Annotated in this window: 20 protein-coding genes and 1 other RNA gene; 15 read left to right on the forward strand and 6 right to left on the reverse strand. The window is 24.0% G+C overall.

The annotated features are described in order from the left end of the window. The first annotated feature begins 66 nt into the window (after window positions 1–66). From nuoG to BUCISPPA3004_RS00580, 8 genes are all read left to right on the forward strand, one after another. Window positions 67–2802, forward strand: coding sequence for an NADH-quinone oxidoreductase subunit NuoG (gene nuoG, locus BUCISPPA3004_RS00545; RefSeq protein WP_154048807.1), 2736 nt, complete (start codon window positions 67–69; stop codon window positions 2800–2802). Window positions 2803–2834: 32 nt separating this feature from the next. After that, window positions 2835–3773, forward strand: coding sequence for an NADH-quinone oxidoreductase subunit NuoH (gene nuoH, locus BUCISPPA3004_RS00550; RefSeq protein WP_154048808.1), 939 nt, complete (start codon window positions 2835–2837; stop codon window positions 3771–3773). A 19-nt stretch (window positions 3774–3792) separates the two neighbouring features. Continuing rightward, entirely contained in the window at window positions 3793–4338 is a 546-nt protein-coding gene (gene nuoI, locus BUCISPPA3004_RS00555) for an NADH-quinone oxidoreductase subunit NuoI (RefSeq protein WP_154048809.1), read from the forward strand. Between the two features lie 9 nt (window positions 4339–4347). Further along, window positions 4348–4830 (forward strand): NADH-quinone oxidoreductase subunit J, encoded by a 483-nt coding sequence (locus BUCISPPA3004_RS00560; RefSeq protein WP_154048810.1) that lies wholly within the window; start codon window positions 4348–4350, stop codon window positions 4828–4830. Window positions 4831–4873: 43 nt separating this feature from the next. After that, entirely contained in the window at window positions 4874–5176 is a 303-nt protein-coding gene (gene nuoK / locus BUCISPPA3004_RS00565; RefSeq protein ID WP_154049068.1) for an NADH-quinone oxidoreductase subunit NuoK, read from the forward strand. Next, a complete protein-coding gene (locus tag BUCISPPA3004_RS00570; protein WP_154048811.1) occupies window positions 5173–7041 on the forward strand; it encodes an NADH-quinone oxidoreductase subunit L in 1869 nt (622 codons plus the stop codon). The genes nuoK and BUCISPPA3004_RS00570 overlap by 4 nt, the downstream gene beginning before the upstream one ends. A 64-nt stretch (window positions 7042–7105) precedes the next feature. Further along, window positions 7106–8572, forward strand: a complete 1467-nt coding sequence (locus tag BUCISPPA3004_RS00575) for a complex I subunit 4 family protein (protein WP_154048812.1) — start codon at window positions 7106–7108, stop codon at window positions 8570–8572. A 50-nt stretch (window positions 8573–8622) separates the two neighbouring features. Next, window positions 8623–10083, forward strand: a complete 1461-nt coding sequence (locus BUCISPPA3004_RS00580; protein ID WP_154048813.1) for an NADH-quinone oxidoreductase subunit N — start codon at window positions 8623–8625, stop codon at window positions 10081–10083. A gap of 293 nt (window positions 10084–10376) precedes the next feature. Here the strand turns inward: BUCISPPA3004_RS00580 and BUCISPPA3004_RS00585 are convergent, their stop codons facing one another. After that, window positions 10377–11324, reverse strand: coding sequence for a ribose-phosphate pyrophosphokinase (locus BUCISPPA3004_RS00585; protein ID WP_154048814.1), 948 nt, complete (start codon window positions 11322–11324; stop codon window positions 10377–10379). Between the two features lie 222 nt (window positions 11325–11546). Between BUCISPPA3004_RS00585 and prfA the strand changes: the two genes are divergently transcribed. The 5 genes from prfA (at window position 11547) to pta (ending at window position 16784) form a co-directional block, all read left to right on the forward strand. Continuing rightward, on the forward strand, window positions 11547–12626 hold the full coding sequence (prfA, locus tag BUCISPPA3004_RS00590; RefSeq protein ID WP_154048815.1) for a peptide chain release factor 1: 1080 nt from the start codon (window positions 11547–11549) through the stop codon (window positions 12624–12626). Window positions 12627–12642: 16 nt separating this feature from the next. Further along, a complete protein-coding gene (prmC, locus tag BUCISPPA3004_RS00595) occupies window positions 12643–13476 on the forward strand; it encodes a peptide chain release factor N(5)-glutamine methyltransferase (RefSeq protein ID WP_154048816.1) in 834 nt (277 codons plus the stop codon). 65 nt (window positions 13477–13541) lie between these two features. Continuing rightward, a complete protein-coding gene (locus BUCISPPA3004_RS00600) occupies window positions 13542–14351 on the forward strand; it encodes a tetratricopeptide repeat protein (protein WP_154048817.1) in 810 nt (269 codons plus the stop codon). Between the two features lie 79 nt (window positions 14352–14430). Continuing rightward, window positions 14431–15633, forward strand: a complete 1203-nt coding sequence (locus BUCISPPA3004_RS00605; protein WP_154048818.1) for an acetate/propionate family kinase — start codon at window positions 14431–14433, stop codon at window positions 15631–15633. 149 nt (window positions 15634–15782) lie between these two features. Further along, a complete protein-coding gene (gene pta, locus BUCISPPA3004_RS00610; RefSeq protein ID WP_154048819.1) occupies window positions 15783–16784 on the forward strand; it encodes a phosphate acetyltransferase in 1002 nt (333 codons plus the stop codon). Window positions 16785–16846: 62 nt separating this feature from the next. On the opposite strand, the gene gyrA is transcribed toward pta, so the two are convergent. Next, a complete protein-coding gene (gene gyrA, locus BUCISPPA3004_RS00615) occupies window positions 16847–19345 on the reverse strand; it encodes a DNA gyrase subunit A (protein WP_154048820.1) in 2499 nt (832 codons plus the stop codon). Window positions 19346–19636: 291 nt separating this feature from the next. Further along, window positions 19637–20239 carry a peroxiredoxin gene (locus tag BUCISPPA3004_RS00620; RefSeq protein ID WP_154048821.1) on the reverse strand — a complete coding sequence of 201 codons (603 nt, stop codon included), beginning with the start codon at window positions 20237–20239 and terminating at the stop codon, window positions 19637–19639. 146 nt (window positions 20240–20385) lie between these two features. On the opposite strand from BUCISPPA3004_RS00620, the gene ung reads away from it, so the two are divergent. Further along, window positions 20386–21063: a uracil-DNA glycosylase gene (ung, locus tag BUCISPPA3004_RS00625; RefSeq protein WP_154048822.1), complete on the forward strand. Its 678-nt coding sequence runs from the start codon at window positions 20386–20388 to the stop codon at window positions 21061–21063. 55 nt (window positions 21064–21118) lie between these two features. Here ung and grpE read toward each other — a convergent pair whose 3' ends face one another. Both grpE and ssrA read right to left on the reverse strand, forming a co-directional pair. Then, on the reverse strand, window positions 21119–21643 hold the full coding sequence (gene grpE / locus BUCISPPA3004_RS00630) for a nucleotide exchange factor GrpE (RefSeq protein ID WP_154048823.1): 525 nt from the start codon (window positions 21641–21643) through the stop codon (window positions 21119–21121). A 457-nt stretch (window positions 21644–22100) separates the two neighbouring features. Continuing rightward, window positions 22101–22472, reverse strand: a transfer-messenger RNA (tmRNA) gene (ssrA, locus tag BUCISPPA3004_RS00635). Between the two features lie 230 nt (window positions 22473–22702). Here ssrA and grxD point away from each other — a divergent pair. Next, window positions 22703–23047, forward strand: coding sequence for a Grx4 family monothiol glutaredoxin (gene grxD, locus BUCISPPA3004_RS00640; protein ID WP_154048824.1), 345 nt, complete (start codon window positions 22703–22705; stop codon window positions 23045–23047). Between the two features lie 17 nt (window positions 23048–23064). Here the strand turns inward: grxD and rnt are convergent, their stop codons facing one another. Beyond that, window positions 23065–23739 (reverse strand): ribonuclease T, encoded by a 675-nt coding sequence (rnt, locus tag BUCISPPA3004_RS00645; protein WP_154048825.1) that lies wholly within the window; start codon window positions 23737–23739, stop codon window positions 23065–23067. Window positions 23740–23744 lie beyond the last annotated feature (5 nt).

Here is a 23744-nt window from a genome sequence, read left to right on the forward strand (position 1 = left end):
AATTTTATTTAAAATTCAATTATTGTATATAATATTATAGATAATATTTTAAAGTGAGTGTTTATAATGATTAAAATTTATATTGACGAAAAAGTTTTTTTTGTTAAATCATTGGACAATATGCTACAAACATGTTTATCAGTAGGTATTAATCTTCCCTTTTTTTGTTGGCACCCTGCTTTAGGTAGTATTGGTTCTTGTCGACAATGTGCTATAAAAATATACAATAACGATAATGATCAAACAGGATCTATTGTTATGGCATGTATGTTAGAAGTTAAAGATGGTATGAGAATATCAACTATACATCCTGATGTAAAAAAATTTCAAAAAAGTATTACTGAATTTATGATGTTGAATCATCCCCATGATTGTCCAGTTTGTGCAGAAGGAGGTAACTGTCATTTACAAGATATGACCGTATTAAATCAACATCATATTCGACGTTATAAATTTAAAAAACGTATTTTTAAGAATCAGTATTTAGGACCTTTTGTATCTCATTCTATGAATAGATGTATTACATGCTATCGATGTGTTCGCTATTACAAAGATTATTCTGGTGGTAAGGATTTTGGAGTATACGGTGCAAATAATAAAATTTATTTTGGTCGTTTTATAGAGGGTATGTTAGAAAGTGAATATTCTGGAAACTTGATTGATGTATGTCCAACGGGTGTCTTTACAGATAAAAGTAATATTTATAATTTTCATCGTAAATGGGATTTACAATATTCTCCTAGTATATGTCATAATTGTAGTATTGGATGTAATACTAGTGTAGGAGAACGTTTAGGTAAATTATGTCGTATTGATAATCGATATAATATACATATTAATAAATATTTTTTGTGTGATTTAGGTAGATTTGGTTGTAATTATGTAAATTTTAATGCTGTCACGAAACCTTACAGAATTAAAAATGGTAATACTAAATTTTTAAATTATTCTACTGTAATTCAATTAATCAATAATATTTTTAAAAAAAAACCAAATCGAATTTTGGGTATTGGTTCTGCAAGAGCTAGTATTGAAAGTAATATGGCTTTATTTAATTTAGTGGGATATGAAAATTTTTCTAATGGTATGTTACCTGAATTAGATCAATGTGTTAGCTTAATTACAGATATTGTTAAGAAAGGTAACATACATATTCCTTCTATTTCAGAAATTGAAACATATGATACAATTTTAATAATAAGTGAAGATATCACACAAACTGCATCTTTAGCGGCATTGTCAGTAAGACAAGCAATTCAAGGTGTATATTCTTCTATTGCGAAAAATTATAAAATTCCAATATGGCATATTAATGCCATAAAAAATATTGCTCAACGTCAGAAGAATTCATTGTTTATTATTAACGGTAGTGAAACGAAATTAGATGACATTAGTGATATTTGTTATTATGGTTCTGTACAAAAACAGTTACAATTTAGTGCGTTGATATTACAGTATATTAATACTGATATAAATTCTGTAGATATTAATAATGAAAATATAAATATAAAGGCTAGTACAATTGCTAAAGCATTATGTAATTCAAAAAAACCATTGATTATTTCAGGCGCTTCGTACAATAATGTAGATTTTATTAAAATATCATTTAATATTGCTCAAGCATTACAAAAAAAAAGTTTATCGGTTGGTTTAGCTTTATTTCCTCCATCGGCTAATAGTATTGGAGTATCTTTAATTCCAAGCATTTCTTTACAAAAAATATTAAATCAAGTTTATATAGAAAAAATTGATGTTTTAATTGTTTTGGAAAATAATTTATATCGATTATATGAATCAAAATATATTAATAATTTTTTAAAAAAAATTAATACAATTATTGTTATTGATCATCAGCGTACTAAGATGGTGAAAAAATCTAATATTTTTCTTCCATGTACTAATTTTTTTGAAAGTTCAGGAAATATTGTTAATTATGAAGCTCGTGTACAACGATTTTTTCGTACACACGATCCTAATTTTTATAATAATAAAATATGTAAATTAGACAGCTGGAGATGGATATATGCTATTCAAAACAATATCTGTTCATTCTCTTCAATAAATTTATTTACAATTGATAAAATGATACGATTATGTGCTACATGGAATACTATTTTTAAAAGATTATCGCATTCTTCTTTACCTTCCTCATTCAGGTTGCATGGTCAAAAAATTGCGAGATCACCTATACGGTTTAGTGGTCGATCTTCTATTACAGTTGATAAAAATATACATGAACTAAAATCTCCAGAGGATGTAGATAGTATGTTTTCTTTTTCTATGGAAGGAATTCAAAAAACAGAAAATAATTTTTCTCACATTCCTTTTGCATGGTCTCCGAATTGGAATTCTAATCAATCATTATATAAATCATCTGTAGAGTTAAATAGTCAATCTAATTATTCATACGATGGTGTATTATTGTTTAAAAAATATAAAAAAAATTTTTTTTTAAATTTTTTTATTAAAAAATATTCTAAATTAGAACAAGTAAATCCATTACGTTTTAAAATTATTCCATATTATAAATTACTAGGTAGTGAAGAAATGAGTCATAATTATTTTTTAAAAATAATGAAAACAAACTTTACTTATGTTCTTCTTTGTCACAAAGATGCTGATAGAATACAAGTTGATAACGGCGATATATTACAATTTCAAGTCAATGATCTTGTTTTTAAATTTCCTGTACAGTTATCTAAAAAAATTAGCTTATTTCATATAGGTTTACCATTAGGATATAAAAAATTACCAACTATTTTTTTTAAAAAATTTGCTATAAATTTAATAAAATATAATTAATAAAATATTTTTTTTAAATTAGACAGGATATTATGAAAAATAAAATTTTTTTTGTTATTAGCTTTCTTTTATTTAGTGTTTTTGGCGCTAGTTTTTTAAGTTTAATTGAAAGAAAAGTGTTGGGTTTATTGCAAAATCGATACGGTCCTAATCGAGTTGGTTGGGGAGGATGTATGCAAATATGTGCTGATGGTATTAAATTATTGTTTAAAGAAGACTGGGTTCCTCCTTTTAGTGACAAAATATTATTTGTTGTTGCTCCTGTTATTTCTTTTATGTCTTTTTTATGTGTGTTATCGAGTATTCCTATTACTTCGGAGTGTATGATTATTAATTTGGATATTGGTTTATTATTTTTTTTTATGATGTCATCATTATCGGTATATGGTGTTTTATTAGCTGGATGGTCTAGTAATAATAAATATGCTTTATTAGGAGCTATTAGGTCTGTGGCACAAATGTTGAGTTATGAAATATTTCTAGGTATATCTTCTTTAGGAACAGTTATGCAATGTGGATCTTTTAATTTAGTTGATATTGTATATTCACAAAAAAGAATATGGAATATCATTCCTCAATTTTTTGGTTTTATTATGTTTTTTATAGCTTGTGTTGCTGTTTGTCACAGGCATCCTTTTGATCAACCGGAATCTGAACAAGAATTAGCTGATGGATATCATATTGAATATTCAGGAATGAAATTTGGAATGTTTTTTATTGGGGAATATATTTCTATTATGACTGCATCTGCTTTATTGGTATGTTTATTTTTTGGTGGTTGGCTAGGGCCTTTTTTTTCTCCAATAATTTGGTTTTTATTGAAATTTTTGTTTTTTATTTTTTTGTTTATTTTACTGAGAGCATCTTTGCCAAGACCACGATATGATCGTGTTATGATATTTGCATGGAAAATTTGTTTTCCTCTTTCTTTGCTCAACTTAATATACACATCTTTTAAAATTTTATTATAATTATAAGGTTGTCATATTTATGAATGTAAAAAATATTTTTTTTAGTTTTTTTAGCCATATTCGTAGCATGTTTTTAGTTTTTAAGAATATTTTTTCATTGCGTGAAACACGATTATATCCAGAACAACCATTAAATTTATCTTTACGATATCGTGGTCGTATTGTTTTAACTCGTAATCCAGATGGTTCAGAACGATGTGTTGCATGTAATTTATGTTCTGCAGTTTGTCCTGTTAATTGTATTTCTTTAAAAAAATCAGAAAATATAGATGGTCGATGGTATTCTAAATTTTTTCGAATTAATTTATCACGTTGTATTTTTTGTGGGTTATGTGAAGAAGCATGTCCTACAACAGCTATTCAATTGATTCCCGATATAGAATTAAGTGATTTTCAACGAAAAAAATTAATTTATGAAAAAAAAGATTTATTAATTTCAGGTACTGGAAAATTTTCTAAATATAATTTTTATTCTGTTTCAGGTGTTATGAATGAAAAAAAATCACATAATGTTGATTCAAAAAAAATATCAAATTGTGTAGATATAACTTCTTTATTACCGTAGGAATTTTTTATGTCTTTAGTATTTTATTTTTTAAGTTTTTTGTCTGTTTTTTTTTCTTTTTTGATTATGATTAGCATTCATCCGATTTATTCATTATTATATTTAATTCTTTTAATATGTTCTATTGCAGGTATTTTTTTTACTTTGGGGGCTAATTTTATAGGATCTTTGTCAGTGGTGATGTATGCTGGAGCTATAATGGTATTATTTGTTTTTGTAATAATGATGATAAAAGATCATATTCAAAATATATATATAAAATTAAATTGGTCAATGTATTTTTATGAAATTTTATCTTTTTTATGTACTATGATAATTTTTTTTATTTTATGGGTTCAAATTATTAAAGAAAAAAATAAGATTTTATCTTTTAATACAGTATTTATGAAAAATATAGGTATTTGTTTATTCAATAAATATTTTTTTTTAGTAGAATTTGTATCTTTATTTTTGTTGGCTTCACTGTTAGTGATATGTTTGTGTTTAAAATAATTAAATTTGTGATATTTTTATGGTAAAGGAAATATATAAAACTATGTTTTTATTACATCACGGAATAATTGTTTCTATATTAATTTTTGTACTTGGAATTATATCTTTATTAAAAAACAAGAATTTAATATTTATATTAATTGGTTTAGAATTACTTACTAATTCTACATCGCTAGCAATAATGTTAGCAGGACATTATTGGAACCAAATAGATGGTCAAATTATGTATATATTTATTATCACTGCGGCAGCTGCTGAGGTGAGCATTATATTAGCATGTTATTTAACAATATACAAAAAATATAATACATTAGATATACTCAAGTTAAGTGAGATCAATAAATGAATTTAATTTATTACGTACTCTTATTTCCTCTGATTAATTGTTTGATTTTAATATTTCTACAAAAATTTTTTTTAAAAAATTATGTTTCGATAATTAGTTTAGTTTCAATTTTTTTATCTTTATTATTTTTGGTATATATAGTATATAGTTACTGTAATTTATTTAATCAATCAAGAATTTTTTTTATTCCTTTAATACGATGGATGACAATAAATCAATATAATATTGATTTAAATCTTTTGATAGATGTATTTTCTTTGTCTATGTTAGCTGTTGTATTAATTGTTGGTTTATGTGTGTGTAGTTTTTCCTGCTGGTATATGCAGAATTCTTCTATGTATGTAAAATATTTTATATATATGAATTTATTTATTTTATTTATGTTGGTATTTTCGTTAACTACTAACTTAGTAACTATGTTTTGTGCTTGGGAATTAGTTAGTGTATGTTCATATTTATTGATTGGTTTTTATTCTCATCATAAAAAAAATCGATATTTTGCTATTAAATCTTTTTTAATGACTCGTTTCAGCGATATATTTTTTTTGATTTCTATTTTTTTGATTTTTTTAAAGTTCAAAACGTTAGATTTCATAGTATTAAAATACTATATTGATGAAATTATTTTTTTGAATAACCATACAAATTATTTATTTTTAATCACATTTTTTTTAACTATTGCAGCAATAGGAAAGTCTGCTCAAGTACCACTGCATACGTGGTTAATAGGAGCTATGGTTGGTCCTACTCCAGCTTCTGCTTTAATTCACGCAGCTACTATGATTGTTATGGGTGTTTATTTAATTATACGTGTGTATATTTTATTTATATGTAATTCTCATATAATGTTTTTTTTGTCTTTAATTGGTTGTTTAACTATTATAATGTCTAGTATTTCTGCTATTTTTGAAAATAATATCAAACGTATTTTAGCGTATTCTACTATGAGTCAAATTGGTTATATGTTTATAGCTTTGGGATCTAATAATATACATGGAGCTTTTATTCACTTGATTTGTCACGCATTCTTTAAATCTCTTTTGTTTTTGTCTGCAGGCTCTATTATTAAATGTATCAATGGTGAGCAAAATATTATTAAAATGGGTGGTTTATATCAAAAACTACCTTTAACATATATAACTTTTTTGATAGGAATTTCATCATTAATATCGTTACCATTTATAACTTCTAGCTCTTATAGTAAGAGTAGTATTTTATTACATTTAATTTTTCGTAAAAATCATTTTTTATTTTTATGTAGTTTAATGGGAATATTTTTGACTGCCGTTTATTCATGTAGAATGGTTTTTTTTATTTTTCATGGTATTGAAAAATCTAAATTTAAATATTTAAAAAAAAATTTTTTGCATAATTTTTCATTGTTATTATTAAGTATAGGATGTACTTCTTTAACATGGTATATAATTTCGCATTTTTTCAATAAGACATACAATTTATCATGTATTGAGGGTTTAAATTTTTTTTATATAGAGTTTATATCTTTTATTTTTTCTGGACTGGGTTTATTAGTATCGTATATATTTTGTATACGAAAAAATTTTTATTTTACAAATTATTACTTATGTAAGATATTTTATCCTTTCTATATATTAATTGTTAATTATTGGTTTTTTGATATTTTTTATTTTTATATATTTATACAGTCGTACTGCAATGTTTCAAATTATTTAAATAAAGTAGACTTACTATGTGTAGAAAAATTGTTTTTTAATTATATTTTTTTAATAAAAAAAAGAGTATTTAATATTCCTTTTATGAATATTATTTACCATATTAGATGGTATATTTTTTGTTTAACTATAGTTCTATCTATGATTTTTATAATTAATAATAATTATATATAATTTAAATATTTTTTTATTTTTTATGTGTTTATTGTATCAATTATAGTAAAGGTAATATCATTTTATGATACTTTTGATTTTTTTATTAGTGCCACTTTTAGGCGCCGCGCTCACTTTGGTAACAAGTTTTATAGATAATCGAATTCCTCGTTATGTAGCTATTTCTTCTGCATTTATTTGTTTATTAACGTCTTTGTTTTGTTACTATAATTACAATGTATTTCAAGGAAATTTTTCTACAAATACATTTATGGTTATATTTTATAGATCTTGGTTTCAACAATATGGAATTTCTATTTATTTAGCTTTAGATAAGTTATCATTATTGATGGTTTTTTTAACTTCTCTGATGGGTGTATGTTCTATATACTGTGAATGGAATACTTTTGAAAAAAAAGGAGTATGTTATTTTTTCTTATTATTAATTTTGTTAGGAATGTTCGGTGTTTTTTTATCTGTAGATATGTTTTTGTTTTTTATATTTTGGGAAATTATGTTAATTCCCATGTATTTTTTGATTATTTCTAGAAATGATTCAGTAGTTAAGCATCATGATGTCATTCGAGCTGCTCGAAAATTTTTTATATATTCGCAAATTTCGGGTATGTGTTTTTTATGGTTTATTTTAAATATAGTTTGCATATATCACAGTCATTATGGTATTTGGACGTTTAATTATTTTATTTTAAAAAAATTACATATGTCTTTTTACATTGAATTTTTTTTAGTATGTAGTTTGTTGTTATCTTTGATTATAAAAATACCACTTTTTCCTTTTCATAGTTGGTTACCTGATACTCAGGAATTTATTTCTACTTCAGGATCTGTAGATTTAGTAGGAATTTTATTGAAACCAGCTATATATGGATTATTGCGATTTTATTTAGTTTTTTTTCCACATACATCTTGTGTTTTTTCTTTTTTTTGTGTAGTTGTTGGTTTGTTTTCTATGTTTTATGGTGCTATTATGGCTTTTTCTCAAACGAATATAAAGCGATTGCTAGCGTATTCTTCTATTTCTAGTATGGGAGTTATTTTTGCAGCTTTAAATAGTAATACTGCTTTTTTACAGAATGGTGTTATTTTATATTTGTTTTCTTATGTGATTTCAATGGCTGCCTTGTTAATTATTACTGGAAAAATATTTGCCCATATTAAGACTCAAAATATTTTAAATATGCAAAGAATATGTTCGTGTATGAATTTTATACCTGCATTTTTTTTATTTTTTTCTTTTTCTGTATTAAATATACCTCTTACAGGAAATTTTAGCGGTGAATTTTTAATGTTATTGAGTATCTTTACATTCAATCCTTTTTTAGGCTGTTTTTTTATTTTTGGTTTGTTTTTTTCATCTGTTTATTCGCTAAGGATGATGCAGTATATATGTTATGGTTCTAAAAAATTCTTTATAGTACCAAATGAATTAAATATTTTTGATTTTATCATATTAATATTGTATACATTTTTGGTGATCTTTACAGGTTTGTTTCCTACACTTTTTTTAAAATTTGTATATTTTATTTCATAGTATAGTGATTTTGATAGTGCACATTATATTAATAATTAGGTAATAAAATTATGATTAAATTATTTGATACCATTATTCCAATAATACCAATTTTATTATTAATTTTTTCTACTATAGTAGTATTTTATGTTTCTTTTTATAGAAAAAGTATATATTTAGGATGTATAATTTCTGTAATTAGTATTTTTTGTAGTATGTTGATCATTTTATATTCAAGAATATTTATGATAGAATATGTTTCTGAATTAATTAAAATTGATAAATATTCGTATTTTTTTATTTTTATGATATTGTTATCAAGTTTATATACTTGTATTTTTGTATATCCTTGGTTATTAAATAAAAATTTTTATAAGATAGAATTTTATTTATTTATTTTATTATCTTCTTTAGGAGGTATTTTAGTATCTATTTCATGTCATTTTGCTACTTTGTTTGTAGGAATAGAATTGTTGTTTTTTCCTATTCTTGGTATTTTGATGTTTTTTTCAAAAAATAAAAATAATTTTTTCTCTATTTTAGTATACTTAATTTTGTCAATTTTTTCGTCTACAATATTATTATTAGGATGTTCGTTTATATACTTAATTTCAGGTAGATTATGTTTTTCTTTTTTTAAATATATGTTTATGTATTATCCTTCTATTATGTATAGTAGTATGATGTTGTATGGAATTAGTATGATTATGTTATCTATTTTTTTTAAATTATCTTTATTTCCTTTACATACTTGGTCTCCTGATATATATCAATATACTAATTCATGTTCATTACTGTATTTTTCTACTGTCACTAAGATTTCTATTCTGTCTTGTTTATTGCGTCTTTTTTATTATATTCCTTATATAGTAAAGATACAGTCACTATATTTAGCTTTATATTGTATAGCTATTTTTTCTATTCTATTAGGAAATATAGCATCTATTTTTCAAAAACAAGTACAGAGATTAATTGGATATTTGTCTATTTCTAATTTTGGTTTAATGTTAATGTTAATGTTGACTTATCCTTATCCTGAATATACATATATGATAAAACATATTTGTATATATATTTTTGGTTATTTGTTAGGACTGATTGGTTTCTTTAGTATTAAAAGTATTATAGATTTTAATATTGTTAGTAATGATATTAATAATATTAAAAATATTTCTTTAACAGGATTATCTTTACATAATCCTCTTTTAGGAAGTGTAATGACAGTAATTTTTTTATCTTTATCCGGATTTCCTTTAACTCTAGGATTTTGGGGAAAATTTTTTGTTTTAAAACATTTATTATATAAACGTTTCTTTATAACAACTATTTTAATAATGTTAAGTAGTATAATGGGGATATATAGTTATTTAACTATAATTCATAGTTTATATTGCCAACCTGTTTTTGTATCTAAAAAAGTTTTTTTGGTTCATATAAATATGACTATAATTCAAAAATTTTTAATTATATTGATTGGAATAACTTTAATAGTTTTCGGATTGTTTCCACAGATATTTTTTAAAATATTTTAATATTATATATAGAAAAATTTTCTATTATTTTTTATTAAAAATTTTTTAAATAAATTGAAAAACATATGAAATATTTCCATGCAGATAAATTTTTATTTCAAAAAAAATACTTATATAAAATTGATTTATTTTATTAATAGAGTTTATGTATAAATTTGTTTTCTAAAATAATATAATGTTGGAATTTTTCCAACATTTTATTATCATAAATAATGTAATTTACTTTAAATTTTTAAAAAAAATGTTGATATTAATAGTTAGGTACGTTTTATAAAATACTAAAAAATCATTTTTTAATGAATAAACATTTCTGAAATTGATTCTTCTTTATTAATTCGCTGAATAGCTTCTGCTAGTATTGCAGATACTGTTATTATTTTTGTTTTTCTTAAATTTTTAATTTTTTTAGATATTGGAATAGTATCACATATTATAATTTTATCTATATATGAATCTATTATATTTTGAGTAGCTAATCCCGAAAAAATAGGATGCGTAGCGTATGCATAAATATTACGCGCGCCATTTTTTTTAAGTGCTTGCGCAGCTTTACATAAAGTAACACCTGTATCTATTATATCATCAATTAAGATGCAATCTCTATTTTTTATCTGTCCAATGATATTCATTACTTGAGAAACATTTGCGTTCGGTCGACGTTTGTCGATAATTGCCATGTCAGAATCATTCAATAATTTTGCAATAGTACGTGTTCTAATAATTCCACCAATATCTGGAGATACAAATACTGGATTTAAAAAATTAATTTTTGATAATTCTTTTAATAACAACATACTGCTTAAAATATTATCTATTGGAATATCAAAAAATCCTTGAATTTGTTCAGAATGTAAATCAATAGTAAGAATGCGATCTACTCCGACATTTGATAAAAAATCAGCAATTACTTTAGCTGTAATAGGTACTCTAGATGATCGAATTCTTCTGTCTTGTCGAGCATATCCAAAGTATGGAATTACGGCAGTTATACGTCCAGCAGATGCTCGTCTTAATGCATCTATCATGATAATTAATTCCATTACATTATCATTTGTAGGTGAACATGTTGATTGTATTAAAAAAACATCAGATCCTCTAATATTTTCGTGAATTTGTATACTTATTTCTCCATCACTAAATTTACTTACTGTAGCTTTTCCTATTGTAGTATTTAAATTATTAGCAATTTTTTTTGCTAAATATGGAACTGAATTTCCAGAAAATAATTTAATTTTTTCCATGTAATCCTCTAGCATATTATATAATGAATTTTTCTTTAATATGTACAGTACATATATACATTGTATATTACAGAACATTTTAAATATTAATTTAAAAATAATTTGTTCTATTGAATGAATTGTTCTTACAATATATCTTTAGTCATATTATAATATAATATATACATATGTTTTATATTATTTCTATATTTTTATTATGGCGTATAAAATAGGTTTATTATCATGAAAAAATCAATAATTTTAAAATTAAAAAACGTAATAAAAAGATATTCTGAATTAGAATCTTTGTTATCTTCTAATTACTCAGTATTTGATAAACAAAAATTTTCTATTTTATCAAAAGAACGAGCAGAATTATTTGAATTACGTGAATCATTTTTGTCATGGTTAAATATAAAATCGGATATAAAAAGTAATAAAGCATTATTACAAGATTCTGTTATTGGTAAATTAGCAGAAGAGGAATTATATGTTTTATTAAAAAAAAAAAAGGAAATTGAAAAAAAAATAAAAAAATTATTAATTCCTGCTGATCCATTTGATCAAAATAGTTGTTTTATTGAAATTAGAGCTGCTACAGGAGGATCAGAAGCTGCTATTTTTTCTGGAGAATTATGTAAAATGTATATGAGATATGCTGATTTAAAAGCTTGGAAGGTAAGTATTATTAACATGCATGCAGGAGAACAAGGTGGTTATAAAGTAATTATTTTAAAAGTTATAGGAAATAGTGCTTGTAAATATTTAAAATTTGAATCTGGAGGTCATAGAGTGCAGAGAGTTCCACAAACAGAATCACAAGGTCGTATACATACTTCAACATGCACAGTAGCAATTATGCCTGAAGTTCCTAAATCAAAAGAAATTATATTAAATATTGCTGATTTAAAAATTGATACATTTCGTTCTTCAGGAGCAGGAGGGCAACATGTTAACACAACAGATTCTGCGGTTCGTATTACACATATTCCAACTGGTAATGTAGTTGAATGTCAAGATGAACGTTCTCAACATAAAAATAAAGAAAAGGCATTGTCAGTTTTATCTGCTAAAATTTATTCCGAAAGTAATGCAAAAAAAGCATTAGAAAATTCATTAATGAGAAAAAATTTATTAGGTACTGGCTCTAGATCGGACAGAAATAGAACATATAATTTTCCTCAAAATCGAGTAACTGATCATCGTATTAATTTAACATTATATCGTTTGAGTGAAATTTTATTAGGTAAATTAGATTTATTAATAGAACCTTTATTACAAGAATATCAAGCAGATTTATTATTAATGATGGAAGAGAATTAAATTGGTATATATTATAATGAATATTAAAACGTGGTTATGTAGTTCTAAGAAAAAATTAATTAATAGTTTAACGCCTCAATTAGATTCAGAAATATTAATATGTTATGTATTAAAATATTCAAAAAAAACACTATTTTTAAATTATAGTGCAATTATTAATTGCAATGATTTGTTAATATTAAACCGTTTATTATATAGAAGAATATTAGGAGAACCTATTGCGTATATCATTAATAAAAAAGAATTTTGGTCATTATCTTTATTCGTGTCTCCTGCAGTATTAATTCCTAGACCTGATACAGAATTGTTAATTGAATTAGTTATGTCACATACTCACTTAAGAAACGAATTTATTTTAGATTTAGGAACAGGTAGTGGATCTATTGCTTTATCTTTAGCTTATGAATATCCTTTGTGTAAAATTATAGGTATTGATAATAACTTAAGCGCCTTATCTATAGCAAAATATAACGCGCGAAAATTAAATATTAAGAACGTTTTTTTTATGTATAGTAACTGGTTTTCATGTATTCCCCTTAGAAAGTTTTATATAATTGTTTGTAATCCTCCTTATTTATCTAGACAAGATTTTTGTAAATCTACAGAAAATTTGGTATTTGAACCGTACAATTCTTTAGTTTCTGGAAAATATGGAATAGAATGTATACATCATATCATAACTAATGCATATCGACATCTTACTTCTATGGGTTGGTTGTATATCGAACATTGTTATAGACAAACTAATATAGTCAAAAAAATTTTTAAAAATAATTTTTTTATAAAAATATCTTCTGTAAAAGATTATTCTAATCGTAATAGAGTTACCTTCGGTTGTTTACTTAAATAGTAGTAGTTTTTATAAAAATTTTATATGTGTATTTTAATTTTAGTGATAATTATTTAGGATAATATATGATAGATTTGTATGATATTGATTTTTCTCAAATGTCTTTATGTGAACTTATGATTAAAATTATGGCAGATATTCGCGATGATTTTTCCGAAGAAGAAACTATGAATGTTTGTAAAAAAAAAATTCAAGAAGCTATATTATTTGTTTCTAATAAATTGACAGAAAAAAAAAAGATAGAAAAATTACTATTTTTATTTTATAAAATTTGGAAATTTGGTAGTTCTGTTGCAGCATATAAATTATCTGATATGATATGGTTAGATAAAGTAATATTATCCAATCAAGGTAGTTCTTTTTCTTTAGGAATAATATTGATATATCTTGCTAGTCATTTGAATATATTAATAACTCCTGTAATTTTTCCAACACAGTTAATTTTAAAATTTAAAAATCCAGAAAAAAATTTTTTTTATATTGATCCTATTAATGGAGAAATAATAAATAAACATACTTTGAAAATATGGTTAAAAGGTAATATTAGTCCTTCTGCAGAATTAACAAATAATCATTTACAAGATTCTCAGCCATTAGTAGTAACTCAAAAAATTTTAGATATTTTAAAAGTTGCTTTACTAGAAGAAAAAAGTATTGAATTAGCTCTAAATGTAAGTAATATTTTATTAAAATTAAAACCTAAGGATCCATATGAAATTCGAGATAGAGGATTGATTTTTTCTCAACTAAATTGTTATCATATAGCTATTTCAGATTTATTATATTTTATTGAAAAATGTCCCGAGGATCCGATTAGTGATATAATAAAAATGCAAATTCATTCTATTGAACAAAAAAAAATTACTTTTCATTAGATATAATTTTATTGTGTCATTGAAATGTATTGTACATTGTATTTTTTAAAGAAAAATGTATTAAAGAAAGAGATATGGCATGAAAAAAAAATTAATTTTAGTATTAAATTGCGGCAGTTCTTCTATCAAATTTTCAGTTATTGATCCGATTCTAGAAATAACTTATCTAGATGGAATAGTAGATATTATAAATTCTAAAATATCTTTAATGATTAAAAATTTAATTAAAAAAACGATATTACGTAAAGAATTTGAAAAAATGGATTCATATAAAAAATTAATTAAATTAATTTTTACTACATTATTATGTAAATATAAAAATTATTTAGATGATATAGTAGGCATTGGACATCGAGTGGTACATGGGGGACCTTGTTTAAAAAAATCTATGATTATTAACCCTAATGTTTTATTAAAAATTAAACAATCATCTATTTTTGCTCCTTTACACAATCCTTTTCATGTAGTTGCTATTAAAGTAGCTCTAAAGATGATGTCAGCATTACAACACAATAATGTAGTAGTATTTGATACTGCTTTTCATCATACTATACCAAAGAAAGCATTTTTATACGCTATTCCTTATAAATTTTACAAAAATTATTCTATTCGTCGATATGGTGCGCATGGAATTAATCATTTTTATGTATTAAAAAAAAGTTCTTTTGTATTAAAAAAACCTATAAATTGTTTAAATATTATTAGTTGTCATTTAGGAAGTGGATCTTCAATTACAGCTATAGTTGATGGTCAGTCAGTAGATACTTCCATGGGCTTGACTCCTTTAGAAGGAGTAGCTATGGGAACTCGTTGTGGAGATATTGATCCATACATAATTTTTTATATGGTTAATGAATTAAATATTCCTATTAACGAAGTACAAAAAATACTAACTAAAGAATCTGGAGTGCTAGGAATTAGTTCTATAACTAGTGATTTTAGACAATTAGAAGAAAAATATTCTACACATAAATCAGCAAAATTATCTATTGATATTTTTTGCTATCGCGTTTCTAAATATATTAGCGGATATTCTTCTTTAATGCAAGGAAGGCTGGATGCAATTATTTTTACTGGAGGTATTGGAGAAAATTCTAGTTTTATTCGTCAAAAAATTATACACAAACTATCTTTATTAAGTTTATTTATTGATGTAAGGAAAAATGAAAGAAATTATAAAAAAAATATATTTATAAATTCTACAAATAGTATACCTATACTGGTTATACCAGCAAACGAGAATCAAATTATTGCTCAAGAAACGTATAATTTAGTTGTATAGATATTACATATGTATTTTTGACATTACATATAATGTATTAATTTAAAAAATATATATATGTTATTTAAAATAGTATTTTTTATATAGATTATTTAGAATACTACTAAATTATTTTTTTAATTTTATTTATTATGTTGATTAATATATTTATGAAAAATTATATAGAGAAATTTAAATTATTTTTACAAAAAAAAGCTAGTTCTAAGGTTAAAAAAATTGTTTTTCCTGAAGGAAATGATATAAAAATTATTGAAGCAGCTTCTATGTGCAGTCAATTAAATATTTCAAAATGTATTTTATTAGGAAATTATGACTATATTAATGATTGTGCTATAAAAAGCAATTTTTTTTTAAATAAAAATATTACAATTATTGATCCTGATAAAATTCGGAAAGATTATGTACAAAATTTATTTCTATTAAGAAAAAACAAAGATATATGTAATATAGAACAAGCTTCAAATTTATTATGTAACAATATAATATTATCATTAATGATGTTACATAATAACGATGTAGATGGTGTTGTCGCAGGAATAACACATTCTACGGCTGATATTGTACGACCAACATTTCAGTTAATACAAAATAATCATAAAAATTCATTTGTATCATCAGTTTTTTTGATGCTTTTTCCAAATAAAGTTTTAGTATATGGAGATTGTGCTATTAATAAATATCCAGATGAAAATATATTAGCAAAAATAGCGATTCAATCTGCTAATACAGCACAATCTATTGGAATATTTCCAAAAATAGCAATGTTATCATATTCTACTGATACTTCAGGATCAGGGAAATCTGTAGATAGGATTAGACAAGCAATCAGTATAGTAAAGAACATTCAACCAGATTTATTAATTGATGGACCTATGCAATATGACACTGCTGTTTCATCTGAAATAGCACAGAAAAAATTTCCTAGTTCTTCAGTAGCAGGTCAAGCTACCGTTTTAATATTTCCTGATTTAAATTCTGGAAATATTACATATAAAGCTGTTCAACAATCTTCTGGAATTATATCAATTGGACCAATTTTACAAGGTTTACGAAAACCAGTAAATGATTTATCGCGAGGAGCAACTGTTCAGGATATTATATATACTACTGCTATGACTGTTATTCAGTCTTTTGATATTGTCAAAACATAAAAGTATATTTATATACTTAATTCGTAAAATTACTATAATTATTTTTCTTTTAAGTAGTAATTTTATGATATTAAAGGAGTATAGGATAGTTTTTGTAATCCTACTACTTTTTCTTTTTTTGTAGTTCTGATCAAAATAACTCCCTGGGTGTTTCTTTGTAAAGTTGCAATTTCAGATACTCTAGTTCTGACAAGAGTTCCAGCATTTGTAATCATCATGATTTGATTGTAATTATCAACTTGTATAGCTCCTATAACAACTCCGTTTTTTGGGGTTACACGAATAGAAATAACACCTTTAGTAGCCCTTGATTTAACAGGAAAGTGATTAATTTTAGTTCTTTTTCCATATCCATTTTCCGTTACAATTAGGATATCATCTTTTGTTTTAGGAACTAGTAACGATACAACTCGATCGTTATTAACAATTTTTATACCTTTGATACCTGCAGCAGTACGGCCCATTTTTCTAATTTTTGTTTCAGAAAAACGCACGACTTTTCCTTTAGAAGTGAATAGTAGTATGTTATTTTTACCATTCGTTAAAGAAACACCAATTAATTCATCATTTTTTCGTAAATTAATTGCTATAATTCCAGAGTTTCTGGGTTTTTTAAATTGATCTAATGATGTTTTTTTTACAAAACCTAGAGCAGTAGCCATAAAAATATTTATTGATGATTTATATTCTGAAATAGGTAAAATTGTTGTTATTCTTTCTTTTTGTGTTAATGGTAGTAAATTAATAATAGGTCTTCCTCGTGCATGTCTACTGGTTTCAGGTAATTGATATACTTTCATCCAATATAGTAGTCCTCGACTAGAAAAGCACAAGATAGTATCGTGAGAATTAGCTACTAATAAATTCTCTATATAGTCTTCATCGGTAGTTTTTGCAGCAGATTTTCCTTTTCCTCCTCTTTTTTGGGCATTGTAATCTGAAATTGGTTGATATTTTACATATCCAGAATGTGATAATGTCACTACAACACTTTCTTGTATTATCATATCTTCCATGTTTATTTCAGATGTTTTTTTTATAATTTTTGTTCTACGTACATCAGAAAACTGATTTTTTATTGCTAACAGTTCTTGTGTGATTATTTTTTTTAATTGATTAGAACTAGATAGGATTTTTTTTAATACTGATTTTTTTTTTAATAGACTTTTATATTTTTGATAAATATTATTTATTTCCAATGTAGTAAGCTTGTTTAACTTAATATTTAAAATAGCTTGTGTTTGTTTTTTGCTAAAATTAAAAGTTATTGCTTTATTGCATATATTACGATGTATATGTATAGTAGTATTTTTTTTCCATTTTATTTTTTCTAGATTTTTGCTAGCAGCTTTACTATTACTAGCTAGTTTTATTACTTCAATAATTTTATCGATATTATTCAAAGCAATGTAAAATCCTTCTAATACATGGATTTTTTTTGTGTATTTATTTAATTTAAACAAGCATTTTCTAGTAATAATTTTTTTTCTATGTTTTATAAACTCTTTCAGTATTTTTTTTAGTCCCATTGTTTTAGGTTGACCAGAAGATAAAGCAACCATATTTATTCCAAAAGATGTTTGTAATGATGTCAATGTATATAATTGATGTAGAACTACTTTAGTAATAAAATCTTTTTTAATTTCTATTACAATTCTCATTCCATCTTTGTCCGATTCATCCCGAATAGCAGAAATTCCAAGAATTTTTTTTTCTTTTACTAATAAAGCAATTTTTTCAATTAATTTAGATTTATTAACTTGATATGGTAATTCGTAAATTATTAAAGACTCTTTTTTGTTTTTTTCACTATATTCTATAGAATATTTTGATCGAATAGATATTTTTCCTTTTCCTGTACGATAAGCTTCTTGAATACCATTTTTTCCGTAAATAATTCCAGCTGTTGGAAAATCGGGACCAGGAATGTATTTCATTAATTTTTTTAAAGAAATTAATGGATTTTTGAGATATGCAATGCAACCATTAATTATTTCTTGAAGGTTATGTGGAGGAATGTTAGTGGCCATACCTACAGCAATACCTGAAGATCCATTAATTAATAAATTAGGAATTTTAGTTGGTAAAATTTCTGGTATTTTTTCTGTTCCGTCGTAATTTAAAACGAAATTAACTGTATTTTTTTCTAAATCATTTAACATCTCATGAGCAATTTTAGACATGCGGATTTCTGTATATCTCATGGCTGCTGCAGAATCACCATCAATGGATCCAAAATTTCCTTGTCCATCTATTAGTGGATATCTTAAAGAAAATTGTTGAGCCATACGTACAATTGCATCGTATACTGCAGAATCTCCGTGTGGATGATATTTACCTATCACATCACCTACTATTCTTGCTGATTTTTTATAAGGTTTATTCCATTTATTATGCAATATATTCATGGCAAATAATATTCTTCTATGTACGGGTTTTAGTCCATCTCGTACATCTGGTAAAGCTCGCCCAATAATTACAGACATAGCATAATCAAGATAAGATTTTTGTAACTCTTCTTCAATATTGACCTTTTTGATTTCTTTTGCAATATTATTCATGTTCTCATCTCTATGATATAATTTATTTTTAATATATTTTAACTAAAATTATTATTTTTTTTTGGTTTATTAAACGAATACAAAAAATGGAATAAGAATATTATTTTATAAATTGAATATATTATTAAAAATATTTTTATTAGTATAAAAATACTGTAATTTTAAAATGGTATTATGTAGTAATATTTATTTATGTAACAATAATTTTAATGTAGATGTGTATTAATTTATATTAATTCTATCAATATTTTTATAAAAATTGATAGAAATATATTATTTTTATGGAATTAATTATATTTTTTTAAAATTTTTTGATAGATATTTTTTTATTCCCTTTGGAGTTGCTTGAATAGCTTCTTTTTCTTTGCTCCAATTAGCTGGACATACTTTTCCATATTTTTTATAAAATATGAAAGCATCAATTATTCTAATAATTTCTAGTATATTTCTACCTATTGGTAAATCATTAATAGATTGATGACGAATAATACCATCTTGATCGATTATAAATGAAGCTCGTAAAGCAACTGTTAATTCTGGATGTTCAATTCCATAAGATTTTTGTATATTTTTAGTAATATCGGATATCATAGGAAATTGTACTGCTCCAATACCTCCGTTTTTAGGTTTTACGTTTCTCCATGCATTATGTACATATACTGAATCTATAGACACTCCTATAATATGTACATCTCTATTATTAAACTCAGAATATAAATTATTAAATGCTATTAACTCTGAAGGACAAACAAATGTAAAATCCATAGGCCAAAAGAATAATACTGTTATTTTTCCAGAACTATATTCATATAAATTGAAATCATTTACGATTTTACCGTTAGGTAATACTGCTGATGCAATAAAATTAGGAGCTTTTTTAGATACTAAAATCATTTTTATTCCCTCTGATATAAATATGTGTATATGATGCAGTGTATACAATGAAATTATGATATACTATATCATAATTTTTATTTTTTCATATTATTTTAAAAAATTATTTTTAATAAATGATATTATTTATAATATTGGTATGTTTCATGGTGATTTCATCTAATTGTTCATGGTCAAATTTTTTTTTTAGAGAAAAAAAAAAAAAATATTTTGTACATCTGTGGAATACTTTAAAAAATATACAAAAGAATATTAGAGTTTATCCTCCTAAAAAAAATATTTTTAATGCTTTTTTATTAACACCAGTATCGGAAGTTAAAGTCGTAATTATAGGTCAAGATCCATACTGTCGATTTGGACAAGCAAACGGCTTATCTTTTTCGGTTTCTAAATATACATCACTTCCCTCTTCATTAAAAAATATATTTATAGAATTACAGAATAATTTTCCACAATTTAAAATGCGTACAAATGGATGTTTAAAATCTTGGTCACGACAAGGTGTGTTTTTATTAAATTCAATTTTAACTGTTTCAGATAGATTTCCAGGATCTCATAAAGGATTAGGTTGGGAAATTTTTACTGATCATGTTATTAAATTTATTAGTGATATTCATACAGGTATAATATTTGTACTATGGGGTTCTTTATCAAGTCAAAAATATCATTTAATAAATAAAGATGTACATTTTATATTACGATCGTCGCATCCATCTCCTCTGTCATGTCATCGAGGTTTTTTTGGATGCAAACACTTTTTAAAAATAAATACAATTTTAATACAACAAAATAAAACACCAATTAATTGGTTTAGAGATACATAATTTTAAATTATATTAATATAAATTAATATTTATACATTAAATTGTATATTTTAAATTATATAACAACTGTAGCTTTTTTGATTATATAATTTTTAAATTTATATCCATTTTTTTTTATTTTTTTAATTTTTATATTATCAGTATTTGTATCTTTTTTTTTGTTGTTTTCTAAAATATGTATATTTGAATTGAATGGTACATTAACTTGATTAATTTTTTTTATATGCCATATTTTTAAATTTTTTTCTAATATATTATGCGTTAATTGTATTCCTTCAACTACTGTTTTTGGTATAGAGATAGATTTTTTGGATATTTTTACTAAGTTATCAATTTGGTTGATAATAGATGATATATTTTTTACGAAACCTTTAAACTGATTTTTTTTAATTAATTTTACTTCTTGTATGGTTTTTTTTGTCGCATTATCTATGTTGGCGAAGTGTCTTAACTTTGCATTTTTTTTTTCTTGTTTTATGCAAAAAATTTTTTGTTCAATTTTATATAGCTCATCTATTTTATTTGTTTTTTCTTTTTTTTGCGGAGAAATGTTATTTTTAATTTTTTTTTCTTCTTTCATAATTTTTCGACTATATCTATAGTAATTAATATGTTTATTGAAATTATTTAGTAAATGAAGTTATGTAAATAATTTTCAGTGTAAATAATTGAAACACATTTTTGAGATTTTATAATATATTTTTATATATATAATTTATATTAAATTTTTTATCAATAAAAACGTGTATATTATTTTAATATAGTAAAGATGTACTTTTTAGATTATATTTATCTATTATTATAGTTTATATATCAGTATTTTATACTAATTATTTTTATAGCAAAACATTTTAAAATTTAAAATAAACGAAATATTTTTATATTAGTGTAAATTTATATATTTTATTTTTAATAAAAAATATAACTATTATTTTGATCATAGTTACACATTTGCATTTTATATGAAAAATTATTATTTTATTAATTTTTTTTATAAATTATTTAATTAGATGTTTATCTGAAATGTTTAAAAATTTTTGGAGCTGGCGGGATTTGAACCCGCGTCCAAAATAACTAATATTGTTGTTCTACATGTTTAGTTTATTTGATCTTTTAAAATAAAACTTAATAAACAAAGTGTTATTTTTTATCTTAATAAAATACAATCTTATTGTTTTAAGATTAACAATATAAGAATGTCTCTTTTTATATAACCTTTCTAATATATAACTTATCTAGTAAAGAGAAGAAAAATAGATCAGCGAGAAAGGGCTTTATCTAGTTTTTTAAGCTGCTAAAGCGTAGTTTTTTTGTTTTGCATTTAATAAAATTGGTTTTTTAACGAGGCAAACCAATCCTCGACATGCTGCAACAATTTTTGTATATTCTGTCAAATCCATAACAGCCCCATACACAAATTATATTATAATAGATCTATTGGATTTAGACAATATTTATATATATAAATATTATTATTTATTTTTTTAAAATTGTTCGAAAAGCATTCTTTTATACTGATCTTTATAGTACCATGAGTTTAGTTTTTATTAAAAATACAATAATTTTTTATTATTGTATTTATTAAATAAAAATTTTATAAATTATATATTATTTTATTAAATTTATGAGTGATATTAATATGACAGATGTTATTAGAAAAATAAAAAAGCAATTAAAAAAAAATATTATTGTTCTTTATATGAAAGGTTCTCCTAAACATCCTAGTTGTGGTTTTTCTGCTCGAGCTGTTCAAGCTTTATCTTCTTGTACTTCAAATTTTTTTTATGTTGATGTTCTAAAAGATACAGATATTCGTTTAGCTTTGCCAAAATATTCAAAATGGCCAACTTTTCCTCAATTATGGATTAAAGAATGTTTGATAGGTGGATGTGATATTATCCTAGAATTATTAAATAACGGAGAATTATTGAATTTAATTAAAAATTGTCAAAATAATACTAAATTGAATAAATCACAACCGTAGATTTAGAATTATATAAATTATGTATTGAACATCTCATCTTGTTTTTTTCGATGAGATGTATTTGGAGGCCAACCTCCAAGTCTTTTCCATCGATTTACTAATTCACAAAATAAGTGCGCTGTTTGTACGGTATCGTATAAAGCAGAATGTGCTTGAGTTGTATCAAAAGGAATACCAGCCATTTGACAAGCTTTTGCTAATACTGTTTGTCCAAAAATTAAACCACTAAGTGCTGCTGTATCAAATGTAGTAAATGGATGAAAAGGATTTTTGACAACTCCTATTCTTTTTGCTGCCGCCATTAAAAAGTTATGGTCAAAATTGGCATTGTGAGCAACTAGTATTCCTTTCTTACAATGATTCACATTTATTTTCTTTTTTACTAGTTTAAAAATACTTTTTAACGCGCTTTGTTCACTAACAGCCCCTCTAAGAGGATTAAAAGGATCTATTTTATTAAAGGCGACTGATTCTGCTTGTATAATCGATCCTTTAAAGGGTTTAATGTGAAAATGTAAAGTATCATCTATTTGTAGCCATCCCAGTGTATTCATTTTTAAAGTTACAATTGCAATTTCTAACAAGGCATCTGTTTTTGCATGAAATCCTGCACTTTCTATATCTATAACAACGGGATAGAATCCTCTAAATCGATTTTTTATCATAAATCGTAAATTTTGTTTTATAGACATATGTA

The organism is Buchnera aphidicola (Cinara splendens), assembly GCF_900698975.1.
Taxonomy (GTDB): Bacteria; Pseudomonadota; Gammaproteobacteria; order Enterobacterales; family Enterobacteriaceae; genus Buchnera_F; species Buchnera_F aphidicola_AI.

Excerpts from the sequence above, each read along its gene's own strand:
- nuoG (WP_154048807.1), top strand. The coding sequence starts at position 67 with ATGATTAAAATTTATATTGACGAAAAAGTTTTTTTTGTTAAATCATTG.
- nuoH (WP_154048808.1), top strand. The coding sequence starts at position 2,835 with ATGAAAAATAAAATTTTTTTTGTTATTAGCTTTCTTTTATTTAGTGTT.
- nuoI (WP_154048809.1), top strand. The coding sequence starts at position 3,793 with ATGAATGTAAAAAATATTTTTTTTAGTTTTTTTAGCCATATTCGTAGC.
- BUCISPPA3004_RS00560 (WP_154048810.1), top strand. The coding sequence starts at position 4,348 with ATGTCTTTAGTATTTTATTTTTTAAGTTTTTTGTCTGTTTTTTTTTCT.
- nuoK (WP_154049068.1), top strand. The coding sequence starts at position 4,874 with ATGTTTTTATTACATCACGGAATAATTGTTTCTATATTAATTTTTGTA.
- BUCISPPA3004_RS00570 (WP_154048811.1), top strand. The coding sequence starts at position 5,173 with ATGAATTTAATTTATTACGTACTCTTATTTCCTCTGATTAATTGTTTG.
- BUCISPPA3004_RS00575 (WP_154048812.1), top strand. The coding sequence starts at position 7,106 with ATGATACTTTTGATTTTTTTATTAGTGCCACTTTTAGGCGCCGCGCTC.
- BUCISPPA3004_RS00580 (WP_154048813.1), top strand. The coding sequence starts at position 8,623 with ATGATTAAATTATTTGATACCATTATTCCAATAATACCAATTTTATTA.
- BUCISPPA3004_RS00585 (WP_154048814.1), bottom strand. The coding sequence starts at position 11,324 with ATGGAAAAAATTAAATTATTTTCTGGAAATTCAGTTCCATATTTAGCA.
- prfA (WP_154048815.1), top strand. The coding sequence starts at position 11,547 with ATGAAAAAATCAATAATTTTAAAATTAAAAAACGTAATAAAAAGATAT.
- prmC (WP_154048816.1), top strand. The coding sequence starts at position 12,643 with ATGAATATTAAAACGTGGTTATGTAGTTCTAAGAAAAAATTAATTAAT.
- BUCISPPA3004_RS00600 (WP_154048817.1), top strand. The coding sequence starts at position 13,542 with ATGATAGATTTGTATGATATTGATTTTTCTCAAATGTCTTTATGTGAA.
- BUCISPPA3004_RS00605 (WP_154048818.1), top strand. The coding sequence starts at position 14,431 with ATGAAAAAAAAATTAATTTTAGTATTAAATTGCGGCAGTTCTTCTATC.
- pta (WP_154048819.1), top strand. The coding sequence starts at position 15,783 with ATGAAAAATTATATAGAGAAATTTAAATTATTTTTACAAAAAAAAGCT.
- gyrA (WP_154048820.1), bottom strand. The coding sequence starts at position 19,345 with ATGAATAATATTGCAAAAGAAATCAAAAAGGTCAATATTGAAGAAGAG.
- BUCISPPA3004_RS00620 (WP_154048821.1), bottom strand. The coding sequence starts at position 20,239 with ATGATTTTAGTATCTAAAAAAGCTCCTAATTTTATTGCATCAGCAGTA.
- ung (WP_154048822.1), top strand. The coding sequence starts at position 20,386 with ATGGTGATTTCATCTAATTGTTCATGGTCAAATTTTTTTTTTAGAGAA.
- grpE (WP_154048823.1), bottom strand. The coding sequence starts at position 21,643 with ATGAAAGAAGAAAAAAAAATTAAAAATAACATTTCTCCGCAAAAAAAA.
- grxD (WP_154048824.1), top strand. The coding sequence starts at position 22,703 with ATGACAGATGTTATTAGAAAAATAAAAAAGCAATTAAAAAAAAATATT.
- rnt (WP_154048825.1), bottom strand. The coding sequence starts at position 23,739 with ATGTCTATAAAACAAAATTTACGATTTATGATAAAAAATCGATTTAGA.